Raw genomic sequence first — 14,029 nt, 5'->3', positions numbered from 1 at the left:
GTTTATACAGTAAAATAACCTGTTACAGATATATACCCTCTGACTGGATCTGTGCGTGTAACAAACGTAAGCAGGTTTACTGTAGTTTTTATAGCTTTTTGGCATTCATTACTTGCCATGATAAAGGTGCTTTTAGGGTTATATTGGTTTGGTTTTTCACGTTGGATTATATAATGGCGCTTACGGGTTCAAAACGGTGTATTTCTTTGGTGGTTCCTTGTTTTAATGAAGGGGGCAGCCTTGATGCGTTTTTCTTTAGATTAGAAACAACCCTAAATGCCCTTACTGAGTATGATTACGAAATACTTTGTATTGATGACGGAAGCCAGGATGATACGTTAACAAAGCTGCTTTGCCATGCAGAGCGTAACCCTTGTATTTCAGTGATTGAGTTGTCTAGGAATTTTGGAAAAGAAGCGGCTTTAACCGCCGGCATTGATGCGGCTAAAGGGCATGCTGTTATCCCTATGGATGCAGATCTTCAACACCCCCCTGAATTGATTGATGAGATGCTCAGCCATTGGGAGGCAGGTAGCGATGTTGTTTTAGCTCGGCGTTTATCGAGAGATACCGACCATTCGTTGCAGCGACTGGTGACGGGTTGGTTTTACCTTTTACATAACCGCATATCAGATTGCGAAATCCCGAGGGATGTGGGTGATTTTCGTTTAATGGATCGATGCGTTGTTGACGCGCTTAAAGCGCTGCCTGAAAGAAGGCGCTTTATGAAAGGGCTTTTTGCATGGGTGGGCTTTCGCCAAACGGTTGTTGAGTTTGAGGTTGAGTCGCGTCATTCAGGTGTTTCATCTTTTAATACTAAAAAACTTTGGGGGCTGGCGATTGAAGGTATAACCAGCTTTAGTGCTGTGCCCCTCTCTGTTTGGGTTTATGCGGGTGTCGTTATTTCTTTGGTCGCATTGGTTAGCGGTAGTTGGATTATTGTTAAAACGCTGGCGTTTGGTGTTGATGTACCTGGGTATGCCTCTATTTTGGTCGCGGTACTCTTTTTGGGCGGTGTTCAATTGATGGGGATTGGGGTGCTAGGCGCATATATTGGAAGAATTTATAGCGAAAGCAAGCAAAGGCCTATCTATATTGTTAGAAACCATCATACCTGTGTTAAAAGTGGCCCTGCTCATGAAATACCTGCTCATGAAATACCTGCTCATGCAGCAAGTGACCATTCCCCCGCTAGAAACAAAAATACCCGCTAAGAGTCTATAAATACATGCTATTAAAGCCCTTTAGGTTTTTAAATTACCCGCTGATCCATTTTGTAGTTATTAGCTTTGCTCTGCTGGGCGGTTTGTACTTGTTGCTGGGGTGGTCGTCTTTTTCTGAAGATGATGCTCACATCTTAGAAGTGGCTGCCAGGTATGGCTGGTTTGAGGTTTATTACAAGCCTGAAATTTATCAGCAACTCTCTGCGGCTCATTATACGCCTGTCGCGTTGAGCATTTATAAGTTTTTATGGATCTTTACAGGGCTAAACCCCAGTAGTTTTTTGGTTTTTCAGTTGTTATGTTTTGGGGTTGTGTCTGCGCTGTGTGCCCAGCTGTGTTTTAAAATCACAAAGGACTATTGGGCGTCTATTTTTGTGGTTGTTTTAATGTTTTCAAGTGAGGCAATACTCACTTTGATCTCGCGTTTTTATACCACACATTATCTGGTGGGGGGTATATTTAGTCTCATTGCTTTTTTGCTGTATTTTGGGGAGTGGGAGTGGGAGTGGGAAAGGGAGAGGGAGACTCAGTGGGTTAGGTTGTTATTTGTTGCTATTGCGCTGTTCTTATCTTTGCAGTCAAAAGAGGTTTACATTATCTCTGCCTTGGTACTGATGCTGTATGCTTTGAAGAAGCGTGACCTTTACGCACTCGGCGCTTTTGTGTTGACGGTGGCGCTGCATATTGCTTTACGTTGGCATGTTATCGGCCTTTCTCAAGACGGGCGTTCTGGTGATGGTTATGCAGTTGAGATTCTTGGCGTGAACGGGGCTCAATGGGGGGCGTTTTTTCTTTGGTATCTTAATGCAAAGTTTTTAATCATAGTCTTTGCTGTGATTGCAATGGTACTAGACCCTAAAAAATTCTTGAGTTTTTTTGCTGTGGCGCTGTTATTTTCGCTGCCTGCATTGGGGGCTGTTCATGGAATTATATATTCTGACCAGCATGCGGATAGAATATTCTTCGCTTTTGACTGTGCTTTAATTGTGGCTATATGTGTAGTGCTTTTTAATAAGGCTTCTGAGCACGTTAAGGTGGGTGTTATTGTCTGTGCTTTCTTTGTTTCTCTTTTTCTGCAATATCAAGCGGCCCAAAAGCTTAAGGCTATCGAAACTAAGAAAGTAGATTATATTATTACGCAATTTGTTTTATCTGAGTTAGGTGAGGGTTCTTCTTTATTATCGTTGCTGTTGCCCCTTAATTTTAAGCAGGGCGCATTGATGAATGTCATTAATTTAATGGGCGAACGTCCTGTATTCTTCACCCTAAATTGCCTGCAAGCACTGAATTCGGCTTCTACGTATGTATTATTTGACTCTGAAGGTAATAGAATAGAGCTGAGTACGCTAAAAGCTCGCTGTAAGGCTATGAATGCCTCGTTGACTTTACATAAACCTGTTCAGTTTAACCGCGGGGTATTGGAGTGGGATGTTAATGTGTCGCCTTCGTATAGCGCAGGCATACTTTTTGTGGAGCGTGCTTTTTCGGTGGCGACAACCCAGTTTTCAGAACGATTTGTTAGGCCTCGAGATAATGAAAAGTATCAAGTATATGCCACCGACGGCACTCATTGGTGGTTTTCAGAAACACTGGAGGTTTTGATCAATTCAGAGTGATGTCCTATCGCCATTATGTGTTGAACTGTACTGTTGGCTCAGGCTCGTTATTGTATGGGGTTGGGGAGTATTGTAAACTGTGCGGTTTTTTGTTTAGGTGTTTAAACTATTATTCTCGGGAGTAAATAAATGCCTGTGCTACGGCCTCTGGTAAGCGTTATCGTTAGAACTAAAGACAGGCCGGAGACATTAAGGGTTTGCCTTGAGTCTATTATTTTACAAGATTATCGACCTGTTCATGTCGTGATTGTGAATGATGGCGGCGTAGATGTTAGTGATGTTGTTAGCAGTTTAGATGATAGCAAAAACAGCGCAGAGGTAAAGGATAATCTGGTGCTTGAGCTGCTTCAACTAGAGACAAATGTAGGGCGCACAGCGGCGGCCAACCAAGGGTTAGAAGGCGCGAAGGGCGATTATATTTGTTTTCTGGATGATGATGATTATTGGCTACCTACTCATCTTTCATCGTTGGTTTCACATTTGTGTGCTTCGGATCTGGAGAGGGTTGATACAGGGTATCCTGAGTGTGCAGTTTACTCTGCCACAAAAGCGGTTTTGGTGGGTGTTGGCGAAAACAGTGAAGGTGCAGAGATTGAGCAGGAAATAAAAGTATATAATACTGCCTTTGATAGGAATCATCTGTTTTATAGTAACTATTTACCTATCATGAGTGTGCTTTTTAGCCGAGCTGTGGTCGATGCCGGGGTTCGCTTTGATACTGCTCTTGATCTTTTTGAAGATTGGGATTTTTGGTTGCAGGTCAGTGAGAAGATTCCTTTTATAGCGACTTCTGATGTGACTAGCGTTTATCGTTTGCACGATAATGCATCGGGCGTGCATGATGCAGTGCAGGTTGAGGGTGCTTACTTGGCTATTTATAATAAGTGGCTGAGTCATTATTCCTCAGTTGATTTTTATGAGCTACTTAGAAAAACCCACCAATGGCGTGACCAGACAACTGACGAATTGCAGCGTGTTAATCAAGAAAAACTGAACGTCATTGGTGAGCAGCACACACATGCGGTTGAGACTATTAAAGCAAAAGATGCCAATATTATGGCTCTAGAAGAGGCTCATTCTTATGCGCTGAGCGTGGTTACTGAAAAAGAAGAAGACGTTAAGCGGGTGTCAAAGGAGTATGAGCACGCTGTTTCTGTGATTCAGGAAAAAGACCAGGCCTCCGAAGGGCTAGTTCGAGAGTACGAGCATGCTATTGAGGTCATTAAAGAGAAGGATTTAGTTATCAAACAGTTAGCCTTAGATTTACAGAAAAAGAGTGAAACAATCACTTTTCTTGAGCAGGAAAACGCTGCTTTGGCTGACAGAATTAGTGTGTTAGAGAGGTTAAGGAATACTTCTTTGGTTGGTCGTGTTAAGCGTGTATTGGGTCGATAAAGGCATTGAGTAAGTTTATGAATATGATAGATGTAATTGTGCCGGTATATCGGGGCTTGGAAGAGACAAAAGAATGCATAGAGTCTGCGCTTAGGACGTTACCTTCTGGAGCTTCGCAGTTAGTGGTTATTAATGATTGCTCGCCAGAAATAGAAGTGACGGAGTATCTGAGAGCGCGCGCTAAAACAGGCGGCTTTCAGTTGTTAGAAAATGCAGAAAATTTGGGCTTTGTGGCTACGGTCAATAAGGGGATGTCATTAAACCCTTTGCATGATGTGTTGTTATTGAACAGTGATGTTGAAGTTGAAAACGACTGGTTAGAACGTATTGCAGTGGCTGCTTATAGTGAACCTAATATTGGTTCTGTGACACCTTTTTCTAATAATGCGACTATTTGTAGTTTTCCTAACTTTTGTGAAGATAATGCGTTGTTTAACGGTTTAAGCGTGAAAAAGCTTGATGCTATTTGCGCTTCATCTAACCCTGAAGGAAGTGTTGTTGATATTCCGACAGGCGTTGGCTTTTGTATGTTTATAAGGCGCGATTGCCTGAATAAGGTAGGCCTTTTTGATGTGGATACATTTGGCAAGGGTTACGGTGAAGAAAATGATTGGTGTCAGCGGGCTATTAAAGCAGGTTGGCGGAATGTTCATTTAATGAATGTGTTTGTTTACCACAAAGGAGGGGTTAGTTTTGCTGACGAACAAGACCCTCGTAAAGATCGAGCGCTTGAATTACTCAATGGTCTTCACCCTAATTACCAAGGTGATGTTCATGCTTTCATCAATAAGGATCCAGCTAAACCCTATAGACTGAAGTTTTTATTGTCGCTACTGGCGAATGATCAACGGCCTAAAATACTTTCAATTGATCACGGCTTGGGCGGCGGCGTGGTGCAGCATGTTGAAGAGCTGGCAGCGCATGTTGAGTCGAGGGCAATTACATTACGGCTTTACCCTTGTAGTGAGGGTGTTGTAAAACTGTCTTTTTCGTTGACTGAGCACATTAAGGATTCACTAGAGTTTAACATTGCCAGCCAATATGACGACTTGTTACTGTTGTGCAGGTATCTTGGGGTGGGGTTTGTACATTTTCATCATGTTATGGGGCTGCCTACACGTTTATGGGCGATTGCTGCAGATTTGGACTGTGAATATGATGTTACTGTTCATGATTATTACTTTATAAATGGAAACCCTACACTAACAGATAAGCATGGTGTGTATTGTGAAGATCGTGCTTCACGAGATGAACGTTGTATTGAGCATTACCCCATCCCTGTTTCTGCTGAAACATGGCGAGGTAATCAGGTTGGTTTGTTGGTGGGGGCAAGTCGCGTTATTTTTCCATCTTACGATACGCGTAATCGGTTTTTAAGGGATTTTGCTTTAGATAATACGGTTGTGGCATGGCATCCGGATTCTAAGAATTCGACTCAGCATCCTGCGCCTTTGTTTGGGTTTGGTAGCCAGTCAAAAAGAAAGCTGCGTGTTTTGGTTTTGGGTGCAATTAGTCGCGAAAAAGGGGCTGATGTTTTAGAGCAGGTGGCAGATAGCCTCAATGGACGTTCTGTAGAATTTCATTTGCTAGGCTATGCTTATCGACCTTTGTCAAGTAATGTGACGACTCATGGGCCATACTTGTTAGATGAGTTGGACGCTAAAATTGCGGCTATTAACCCTGATGTTATGTGGTTTCCTGCTCAGTGGCCAGAAACCTATAGTTATACCCTTAGTACCGCGTTAGAGAAAGGTTTTCCTGTGGTCGTGCCTAACATTGGCGCATTCTCAGAGAGGGTGGCGGGTCGTGCTTTTAGTGCCGTTAAAAACTGGGATATGTCTGTGAATGGGTGGAAAAGCTTTTGGTTAAATGTGGCTGCTGAAGGTGCTATAGAAACTAGTAATCTTCAGGCTGAGGGATGCAGTTGTTTATTTTATGATGATCGGTACATTAAGGGTAACTGGTCAAGAAAAAGTGATGAGACGGTTTCAATTGAGACGTTATGCCTTTGGCTTGATGTTGTTACAAGCAATAACCTTTGCAGAAGAGAGCGGGTGCTGAAGCGGTTATGGAAAATTAGAGAACATTCTATTTTTGGTAAATTTTCTGCCCTTATTCCCTTTAAAATGCAGCGCTATATTAAGCGTAAGTTATCTCAAAAACCTATTCATGAAATTCTTAAATAAAGTATTTTTATATAAAGCTGAAAGTTAGGCAGCTTTCGAAGGTCGGGACTTATTAGAAAAACCGACCTGCACTTTAAATTTTTAAGTTTGGTCGGGTTTTGTAAGGTACTTACTTTTGCCAACCCGCCCCAGGCTTTTAATTTACGATGCTGTTAGACTGTTAATCGCGAGCGATTTCTTGTATTGCTTTATATAGATACTCAGAGCCATAGTTTGCATTCCCTTCTTTAATTAAAAACTTTTTATGGGCTTCATCTCCTTGGTGTATGTCATCAGGAACGACTGACATATAGTAAGGTGAAACAAAATCGGCATTTCCATAATAGTGAGTCATGAGTGCGTTGTATGATGGCTCGTATGACTTGTATTGTTGAGAGTGATATTCAGGAACGCCGTATTTTCTGCTCTTCATGGCGGGGTATATCTGCTTTGTTATATCGCCGTCAGCGCCTCCACCATATAAGGTAATGCCTGGAAGGTATTTAGACTCAGTTCTCATTGACTGACCTGTTGCAAATAAAACGGTATTCCACGATGAGTTTAAATATGTGGGGATTTGATGTGAATAGAGCTTTTCTTGCTCAGCTCCAAGTGCTAATGCTTCTTTCCAGGTGTACGTTATAAAACGTTCAACTTGCGACTCACGGTAAAGATGCCACTGCTTAGCTAGTGGATTATAATATACGTCTATCAATGGCTTAGGGTGGTCAACGTAATATCTGACTGAGTCTAGTGAGCTTGCTGGTGCTAGCGATTTGATCTTATTAACAGGCTTGATTTTTTTAGGTTGATCTTGCTCTCTGTTTATATATGCAAATTTTTGACGAGCCATTTCATACTCGCCTTCGGTAGTATCTGCCACTACTTGAATGTCATGAATACCTGGCTCAAGTGCACTAAAGTCTAGTTCATATCGAAACCCTACATTAGGCGTATCCAGATCACTAATAGCTTGGTAAACATCTAATCTGTTTAAATTCTGATCTGCATTGCCTAGATATTCGCCATTAAGGTAAATTTTGATGTTTCTTACATTGTTTGAGTTTTTATCCCATAACCAGCCAAAAATTGGAAGCATACCGTGAGAGTAGCTATCAACATGTTGATAAAACCCGTCTAATGCTTCTGTTCTAATGTTTTTACTAGGAGGTTCTACGGCTTCCCAAGAAGGGAATGCTGTGAGTAATTCGCTATTTAGATGATCTAGCGTCGCATACTTTTCTGCTAACCAATATCGAAACTCTTGTTTGCTATGCTTGCTATAATCAGTCAGTTTGATGTCATCAAACTTGCCCATTCCCCCCTGAAAGTCTTCAAACATGTGGTGTATTTCGCCGGCCAGTGTAAAACTATGTATTAACTTTTGTTGCTCTTCAGGTAGGGTTGAGTAGTGACTTATTAATGCACGAAGCGCCTCAAACCTATACTTATTAACAGGAATTGTTTCATCGACAGATAAAGTATAAGGGATGATGGGTGCTTGAAAATAAACCTCTATCGGCGGTTCACCGTTAGCCAGCTGCATTAAGTTTTGTTTATCGTTACTGAGCTCTTTGCTTAACTCGCTAGCAGTATCAAAATGGTTCATCAGAAAATAAACGACGGTAGGCCGGCCGACCAGCTGTATATTATTAAAAATTCGCGTTATTTTGTCTTTGTTTAGTGTCCAACCATCTGGCGTTTTGTCATACAAACCTAGTACAGCAATACCGTAGGTGTATCCTACTTGAACCTTACCTTCGGGGCCATTTGGCTCTAGGCTGTTTAAAAGATCTTTAAGTTGTTTGATCATGCTAAACTCGTTGTTAGCACAATATTTATAATGTGGGGTTTCTTTGTTTACACCCACTAGATGTTGGGGGGCGTCACAATAGTGAATGCCCTCAATCATGGGTGCTATTAGCAGTGGTTCATTTATGCGGTTAAGTGTCGGCGATCTGTTTTCAAAATCTGTTTTTTTTACCTGCTCTACGCTTGAATTTTTATTTTCAGCACAAGCAGTTAAGGCCAGCACTATAAGCGTTATCAGTAACAGCTTTAGTTCTTTTATTAACACGAAAAACTCCATTTTTTAAAAATTATCGCAAGAAAATAGCACAAGAAAGATCAGTCTAATTTAAGGCCTAATAAGAATTTAAGCAACTGAATCATAATGCCCAGTAAGGGCTTTCAAAGTTTCGCCATTAGTTAGCTGGCCTTCAAGTCGCTTTTAGGGGGCTGCCGTGCTTAATATATCGCAGCATATTAATGGTTTAAATGACGTTAATTTATCAATGACAATTACCCGTACAGGGCTTCTTAATCATTTGATCTTCAAATTGTTCGAGGTTAGTATGTTAACTTGTAGGAAAAGTGATGCTGTAGGCTAGTTCTCTTGTTGCTTATATTTTCCGATAGCGATATTTCCCAGTGTCGTGCTGTTGTCTTTTTTAGTTGTGGTATAGGTAATCCTCCAAGTGAGACGTTACGCACTAAGCTTCACATAAAATGAAAAACCAATTTATCATTTTTTTAATGGTTGGCGGTACCCAGTATTTATTGGATGTTACTGCGTTTTCGTTATTTATTTTATTTTTAACGACCGAAGTTTCCAATATCCTGTCGAGAATGTTGGGCGCATGCGCAGGATATGTGTTGAATGGCGCTTTTACCTTTAAGCGGGGGGGGGGGGCGAATATAGCGTTTTCTAGCTTGCTGCGTTTTATTCTGGTCTGGTGTTTCATGACCTTAATAAGTACATTGGCCATAAAAGGAATTATGTCCGCCTTTTCAGGCGGCTGGGTCTACTCTGTAGTCATTAAGGTTTTCGTAGAAATGGTGCTTGTTACGCTCAGCTTTGGTCTGCAAAAATTCTTTGTTTATCGGTGATGGTCAATTTAGATTTGTGCTGAATACGCTAGAACACAGGGCCACCTAACAATAATTAACCAGAAAACAATATTTGAGTCCCGTAGTCATCATCAATACCGGCTGCCATTACCTTATGTTTCATGCGTCGCTTACTCGTGTCCTTCACTGTCAATAAATTCATGCAAAAGCGCTTAATAATGGCCATTGTCATCGCTCCAGATTGAAGCTGGCACTCGTCTTCTTTAAAAATCACATCCAAACGCCAATGAAGCATATTTTCGACTTCCCAATGTCCTCGTACTGCAAGGGCTGCATGCTTAGCATTTATATTTAGTGAACTTTTAAATACCAGGCAACTTCTGTTGATTCTCCTTTGGCTGTGCTGCGGCTTCGTTCAACCCGCACAACTGATTGCGCACCGCTCCATGCGTCTTTACAAGACACCCAGTCACTGAGTTCAAAGTGTTGATACCCCCGAATTTCTAGGCGACCATGCCCTTTATCGATCTCCTCAAATTGCTCATATTTTGTATTCGCATACCCCTCGCGCTCAAGTTTGTGATGGTAAGCTTTAATTTCTTTGAGTAAATTCTCTTGATTGTTTTTTAGCTGTAAAACATAGTCGTCTTGACCGTCACGAATTTTGGCCACTATCGCACGCTGGCAACCCATCGCATCCGTGGTGATTGTGGCACCTTTCACATCAATAAGTTCCAGTAATTCTGGCACTGTTTTTATCTCATTAGACTTGCCTTTCGATTCAAGTGCAGCCAGGGTGATACCTTGATTTTTTGACCAGGCACTAACCACATGAAGTGCATCAAATACCCCATGACGTGTACCTCTCATGGTTTTTCCATCGATTGCAATAACATCGCCTTCAGCCGCAGAGTTAAGGGGATTTACGAACGCTTCGAAGCCTTTTATTAATTCGTTAGGCTTGATGCATGCGATGAAAAACCTCAAGGTTTCGGCGCAAGGCACTGTTTTTAATTCAACGTGCTGACGTAATCAGCTCAATTTAAGCTTCGCAAATTCAACCATGCTATCGGGAGTGTCATAGCCACTGATAACCGACGAGAAAGTGATGAGTATTAAGTTCGATAATAAATATTTTTGATTTTTAGGGTTTCGTGGATCCGTGATGTGGAGGCTACAAGCTTCAATATCCAAAACATTCTCGCTCTTGATGTCATGTCAAAGCGAGATACGCTATAGAATTGTTTGAGTATTACTAATGAAATTGATCAATTATTGATAGGAGGCCCTGCGCTAGAACAGATATATCTTAAAAAACCTTAAACTTTCCCCTGCCTTTTCTGTACAATCTACATTTTTATTAGCTGTTTTAATAACGGTCTAGAGGTTGGTTTTGGAAGTACTGATGGTGGGTGTTGTTTATCACGGATAAAAAAAATATGTTGACCGCTTCCTGCGTGTTATATAACCCTGACAAGAAGATGTTGGCACAAACGTTAGATTCACTCGACGCGGCGGTGCGTGTCTTAAATACCGATAATGCGGGGCATCTCCTTCCCCCTCTATATATGATAAACAACGCAGATACTGAATTTAGTGATTATTATGATTTCAAGCAGCTTTCAAACTGCCGTGTAGTGGCGCGCTCTAAACATGGAAATGTGGGTTATGGAGCAGGTCATAATATTGCGATTAAAGAAGTCGAGTCTAAGTATCACCTCGTGATTAACCCTGATGTTATTCTGCATGAAGATTCTTTGTTAAACGCTATTCAGTACATGGATGATAATCCTGATGTTGCTTTACTCTCTCCTTTTTCAACTGATCCTCAGACAGGACAGTTACAGTATTTATGTAAGAAGTTCCCCAGTATTGCGGTGTTAGCATTGCGCTTTATTGATAATACCGTGCTTAATAATTTATTCAGAACTATTCTTGCTCGTTATGAAGAACGGCAGTGCATAATGGCTAACGAGCTATTTGATGCAGAGATCGTAAGTGGTTGTTTTATGCTATATCGAACTGATGTGCTTAAGCGCTTGGGTGGGTTTGATGAACGCTATTTTTTATATTTTGAAGACTTTGACTTATCGATTAGAACAGGTCAGTTAGGTAAAATTGTATGTCACCCTGGTGTACGGATAATGCATCATGGAGGCGGTGCGGGGCGTAAGGGGAGGGAGCACTTCCATTTATTTATGCGCTCAGCTAAATTATTCTTCGATCAGTACGGCTGGCGCTGGTTTTAGATTAAGTTTCTTTTATCCCTTCAAATAAAAAATAAGGTAGGAAGATAATGCAGCCTGAATTTGAAATAGAGGTTCAATTAGTCGATATTATTCATTTTTTTGTGGAAAGGGGCGCGCGGCTGTTAGTTGTAATGGTTGCGGTGTCTATCCTTTTTTTTTGTGGAGTTATAGTCAAGAAGGTTATCGCACAAAATGTATTAGTAAATGAATCTGAAGTAGCGAGTGATGCTGCTGACCAAAATACCCCTTATAAAGCGATGGCGTTGATTGAGCTTGCTCAGATTCTTTTGCATGGGGGTGAGGCAAGACCTATCATGGCGCCTAACCTATTGATCGGAATTTATAAAAGTGATCAGGTTATGTTGTCCGTTTATGATGTAGGGGTAGGGGGTAATCCATCTAATAGTCTTTGGGTTTCGGCAGAAAACGATAGTAGTATTGATGCTGAGACGCTTGTTAAAAATACGGCTGAAGCGATAGTTGCTGATGCTCGGCTGAAAGAGCAAGCAGCAGGAGAGAATGCGAACAAGGCATACTCTGTGATTGGCACGACCCGCATTGTAAGGTATCAACTAATTGAGCCGCTAGAAGTCGATGAGCCAAAATTCGAAATAAAGGTGTTGTTTAAAACAGCATTTTTAAGTTTGATTGTTGGGATATTTGCGTCACTGCTTTACGCTGGTTTTTGTAAGGTCGTTCTAGACTACCGTAAAAAGTATTCTTCTACTTAATTTTATTGATCTACTCTGCGTAAACCCTCTCGATTTGAATCCTTCATAGTATGATTAAAAATGAACTAAGGAGCTTATTTTATGGCTTACTTATCTAGATATGAACTTGAACTCATGAAGTTCAAGAAGCTTGGAAGTAACGTTAAAATAAGCGATAAGGCGAGCATATATAATGCGGATCAAATAGAAATTGGAGATAACTCCCGTATTGATGATTTTTGTGTGGTTTCCGGAAAGGTCAAGATAGGGAGGTTTGTGCATATAGCAACGATGAGCTTAGTTGCAGGCGGTGACCCCGGAATTTATTTCGAAGATTTTAGTGGTCTTGCATATGGGGTAAAGCTATTTGCTCAGTCAGATGACTATAGTGGTAAAACACTAACTAACCCGACTGTGAGCAAAAAGTATAAAAGCGAGACGCTGTCGAGTATTCGCCTTGGACGGCATGTAATAGTTGGAACAAATTCAGTGGTTTTTCCTGGGGTAGATCTTGCCGATGGCTGTTCTGTAGGGGCTATGACAGTGGTGAGTCGCAGCACAGAGCCTTGGGGGATTTATGCAGGCAATCCAGCCAAGCGAGTAAAAGAACGAAAAAAAGATTTGCTTGCGCTCGAGAAGGAATTTCTGAAGGAGCTTGACGTTGATTCCATTTAATAAACCACCTTACACCGGAGATGAGGAACAGCATGTCTTGACGGCTATGCGGAGTTCGAAAATATCTGGTGATGGCGAGTACGGCATGCGTTGCCAACAATGGTTTGAAGAAAAAGTCGGGTGCAAAAAAGCACTGTTGACACCATCTTGTACACATGCGCTTGAGATGGGCGCACTGCTAATTAATGTGCAGCCAGGTGACGAGATTATCATGCCTAGTTACACGTTCGTTAGCACTGCCAATGCATTCGTACTTCGAGGTGCGAAAATTGTTTTTGTGGATATTCGACCAGATACAATGAATATAGATGAAAAACTCATAGAAGCTGCGATTAATGAAAAGACCAAGGCCATTGTTCCTGTCCATTATGCAGGTGTTGCTTGCGAAATGGATATCATAATGGATATTGCCTCTCGCTACGGCTTGTTTGTAATTGAGGATGCCGCTCAAGGTATGATGTCAACATATAAAGGGCGCCCGCTTGGCAGTATTGGCCACATGGGCACCTACAGTTTTCATGAAACTAAAAACTACACTAGTGGTGGCGAGGGAGGGTTGCTACTTATAAACGATGAGAACTTCGTGGCTCGCGCTGAAATAATTAGAGAGAAAGGAACTAACCGAAGTCAGTTTTTTAGGGGGATGGTCGATAAGTATTCATGGGTAGATATAGGCAGTAGTTACCTACCTTCTGAATTACAAGCAGCATATTTATACGGACAGCTTCAAAACGTTGCTGAAATAAATACCGCACGCCTAAAAACTTGGAACTTTTATGCTCAACAACTTAGTGACTTGAAATTACTGGGTGATATTGATTTCCCTCAAATCCCTGATGGGTGTGCTCACAACGGGCATATGTTTTATTTAAAAGTTAAGAATGTTGAACAGCGAGGCGAAGTAATTCGAATGTTGAACGAAGGTGGTGTAATGGGTGTGTTTCACTACGTCCCTTTGCATAGTTCCTCAGCAGGTTATCAACTGGGCCGCTTTAATGGCAGCGACAGCTATACCACAAGGGAAAGCGAGCGATTGATTCGACTTCCTTTGTGGTACGGAATAACCTCTCAAGAGCAAGAACAGGTTGTTCAGGTAGTACGCTCAGTAATAACGCATGTTTTGTGATGGTGTCTTTTGCGGACGTG

General features: G+C 41.5%; 12 protein-coding genes and 1 pseudogene. 9 read left to right on the top strand and 4 right to left on the bottom strand.

Going from position 1 to position 14,029, the window contains the following annotated elements:
- Nucleotides 1–173: 173 nt before the first annotated feature.
- The 4 genes from NKI27_RS13805 (at nucleotide 174) to NKI27_RS13790 (ending at nucleotide 6,420) form a co-directional block, all read left to right on the top strand.
- The gene (locus tag NKI27_RS13805; protein ID WP_265046619.1) at nucleotides 174–1,214 is read left to right on the top strand and encodes a glycosyltransferase family 2 protein; all 1,041 of its coding nucleotides are present in this window, start codon (nucleotides 174–176) and stop codon (nucleotides 1,212–1,214) included.
- 14 nt (nucleotides 1,215–1,228) lie between these two features.
- Nucleotides 1,229–2,839 (top strand): hypothetical protein, encoded by a 1,611-nt coding sequence (locus NKI27_RS13800; protein ID WP_265046618.1) that lies wholly within the window; start codon nucleotides 1,229–1,231, stop codon nucleotides 2,837–2,839.
- A gap of 129 nt (nucleotides 2,840–2,968) precedes the next feature.
- Nucleotides 2,969–4,234 carry a glycosyltransferase gene (locus NKI27_RS13795; RefSeq protein WP_265046617.1) on the top strand — a complete coding sequence of 422 codons (1,266 nt, stop codon included), beginning with the start codon at nucleotides 2,969–2,971 and terminating at the stop codon, nucleotides 4,232–4,234.
- A gap of 17 nt (nucleotides 4,235–4,251) precedes the next feature.
- Nucleotides 4,252–6,420, top strand: a complete 2,169-nt coding sequence (locus NKI27_RS13790) for a glycosyltransferase (RefSeq protein WP_265046616.1) — start codon at nucleotides 4,252–4,254, stop codon at nucleotides 6,418–6,420.
- 160 nt (nucleotides 6,421–6,580) lie between these two features.
- Here the strand turns inward: NKI27_RS13790 and NKI27_RS13785 are convergent, their stop codons facing one another.
- Complete coding sequence (locus NKI27_RS13785) at nucleotides 6,581–8,476, bottom strand: beta-galactosidase (RefSeq protein WP_265046615.1); 1,896 nt, start codon at nucleotides 8,474–8,476, stop codon at nucleotides 6,581–6,583.
- Nucleotides 8,477–8,907: 431 nt separating this feature from the next.
- Between NKI27_RS13785 and NKI27_RS13780 the strand changes: the two genes are divergently transcribed.
- Entirely contained in the window at nucleotides 8,908–9,288 is a 381-nt protein-coding gene (locus NKI27_RS13780; protein WP_265046614.1) for a GtrA family protein, read from the top strand.
- A gap of 55 nt (nucleotides 9,289–9,343) precedes the next feature.
- Here the strand turns inward: NKI27_RS13780 and NKI27_RS13775 are convergent, their stop codons facing one another.
- The 3 genes and pseudogenes from NKI27_RS13775 to NKI27_RS19470 all read right to left on the bottom strand — a co-directional run bounded on the left by NKI27_RS13775 (nucleotide 9,344) and on the right by NKI27_RS19470 (nucleotide 10,443).
- Nucleotides 9,344–9,544: a hypothetical protein gene (locus NKI27_RS13775; protein WP_265046613.1), complete on the bottom strand. Its 201-nt coding sequence runs from the start codon at nucleotides 9,542–9,544 to the stop codon at nucleotides 9,344–9,346.
- A gap of 56 nt (nucleotides 9,545–9,600) precedes the next feature.
- A pseudogene (locus NKI27_RS13770) lies at nucleotides 9,601–10,260 on the bottom strand (ISAs1 family transposase); the annotation flags it as partial.
- A 21-nt stretch (nucleotides 10,261–10,281) separates the two neighbouring features.
- Complete coding sequence (locus NKI27_RS19470; protein WP_406802471.1) at nucleotides 10,282–10,443, bottom strand: transposase family protein; 162 nt, start codon at nucleotides 10,441–10,443, stop codon at nucleotides 10,282–10,284.
- A gap of 245 nt (nucleotides 10,444–10,688) precedes the next feature.
- On the opposite strand from NKI27_RS19470, the gene NKI27_RS13765 reads away from it, so the two are divergent.
- The 4 genes from NKI27_RS13765 (at nucleotide 10,689) to rffA (ending at nucleotide 14,009) form a co-directional block, all read left to right on the top strand.
- A complete protein-coding gene (locus tag NKI27_RS13765) occupies nucleotides 10,689–11,498 on the top strand; it encodes a glycosyltransferase family 2 protein (RefSeq protein ID WP_265046611.1) in 810 nt (269 codons plus the stop codon).
- Nucleotides 11,499–11,545: 47 nt separating this feature from the next.
- Complete coding sequence (locus tag NKI27_RS13760) at nucleotides 11,546–12,229, top strand: hypothetical protein (RefSeq protein WP_265046610.1); 684 nt, start codon at nucleotides 11,546–11,548, stop codon at nucleotides 12,227–12,229.
- Nucleotides 12,230–12,310: 81 nt separating this feature from the next.
- Complete coding sequence (locus NKI27_RS13755; protein WP_265046609.1) at nucleotides 12,311–12,883, top strand: acyltransferase; 573 nt, start codon at nucleotides 12,311–12,313, stop codon at nucleotides 12,881–12,883.
- The gene (gene rffA, locus NKI27_RS13750) at nucleotides 12,870–14,009 is read left to right on the top strand and encodes a dTDP-4-amino-4,6-dideoxygalactose transaminase (RefSeq protein WP_265046608.1); all 1,140 of its coding nucleotides are present in this window, start codon (nucleotides 12,870–12,872) and stop codon (nucleotides 14,007–14,009) included. Before NKI27_RS13755 ends, rffA begins: the two co-directional genes overlap by 14 nt.
- The last annotated feature ends 20 nt before the right edge of the window (nucleotides 14,010–14,029 follow it).

Origin of the sequence: Alkalimarinus alittae (assembly GCF_026016465.1) — a bacterium.
In the GTDB taxonomy this organism is placed as follows: domain Bacteria; phylum Pseudomonadota; class Gammaproteobacteria; order Pseudomonadales; family Oleiphilaceae; genus Alkalimarinus; species Alkalimarinus alittae.
This window is presented reverse-complemented; position numbering and strand designations above follow the sequence as displayed.

Excerpts from the sequence above, each read along its gene's own strand:
- NKI27_RS13805 (WP_265046619.1), top strand. The coding sequence starts at position 174 with ATGGCGCTTACGGGTTCAAAACGGTGTATTTCTTTGGTGGTTCCTTGT.
- NKI27_RS13800 (WP_265046618.1), top strand. The coding sequence starts at position 1,229 with ATGCTATTAAAGCCCTTTAGGTTTTTAAATTACCCGCTGATCCATTTT.
- NKI27_RS13795 (WP_265046617.1), top strand. The coding sequence starts at position 2,969 with ATGCCTGTGCTACGGCCTCTGGTAAGCGTTATCGTTAGAACTAAAGAC.
- NKI27_RS13790 (WP_265046616.1), top strand. The coding sequence starts at position 4,252 with ATGAATATGATAGATGTAATTGTGCCGGTATATCGGGGCTTGGAAGAG.
- NKI27_RS13780 (WP_265046614.1), top strand. The coding sequence starts at position 8,908 with ATGAAAAACCAATTTATCATTTTTTTAATGGTTGGCGGTACCCAGTAT.
- NKI27_RS13775 (WP_265046613.1), bottom strand. The coding sequence starts at position 9,544 with ATGCTTCATTGGCGTTTGGATGTGATTTTTAAAGAAGACGAGTGCCAG.
- NKI27_RS13765 (WP_265046611.1), top strand. The coding sequence starts at position 10,689 with ATGTTGACCGCTTCCTGCGTGTTATATAACCCTGACAAGAAGATGTTG.
- NKI27_RS13760 (WP_265046610.1), top strand. The coding sequence starts at position 11,546 with ATGCAGCCTGAATTTGAAATAGAGGTTCAATTAGTCGATATTATTCAT.
- NKI27_RS13755 (WP_265046609.1), top strand. The coding sequence starts at position 12,311 with ATGGCTTACTTATCTAGATATGAACTTGAACTCATGAAGTTCAAGAAG.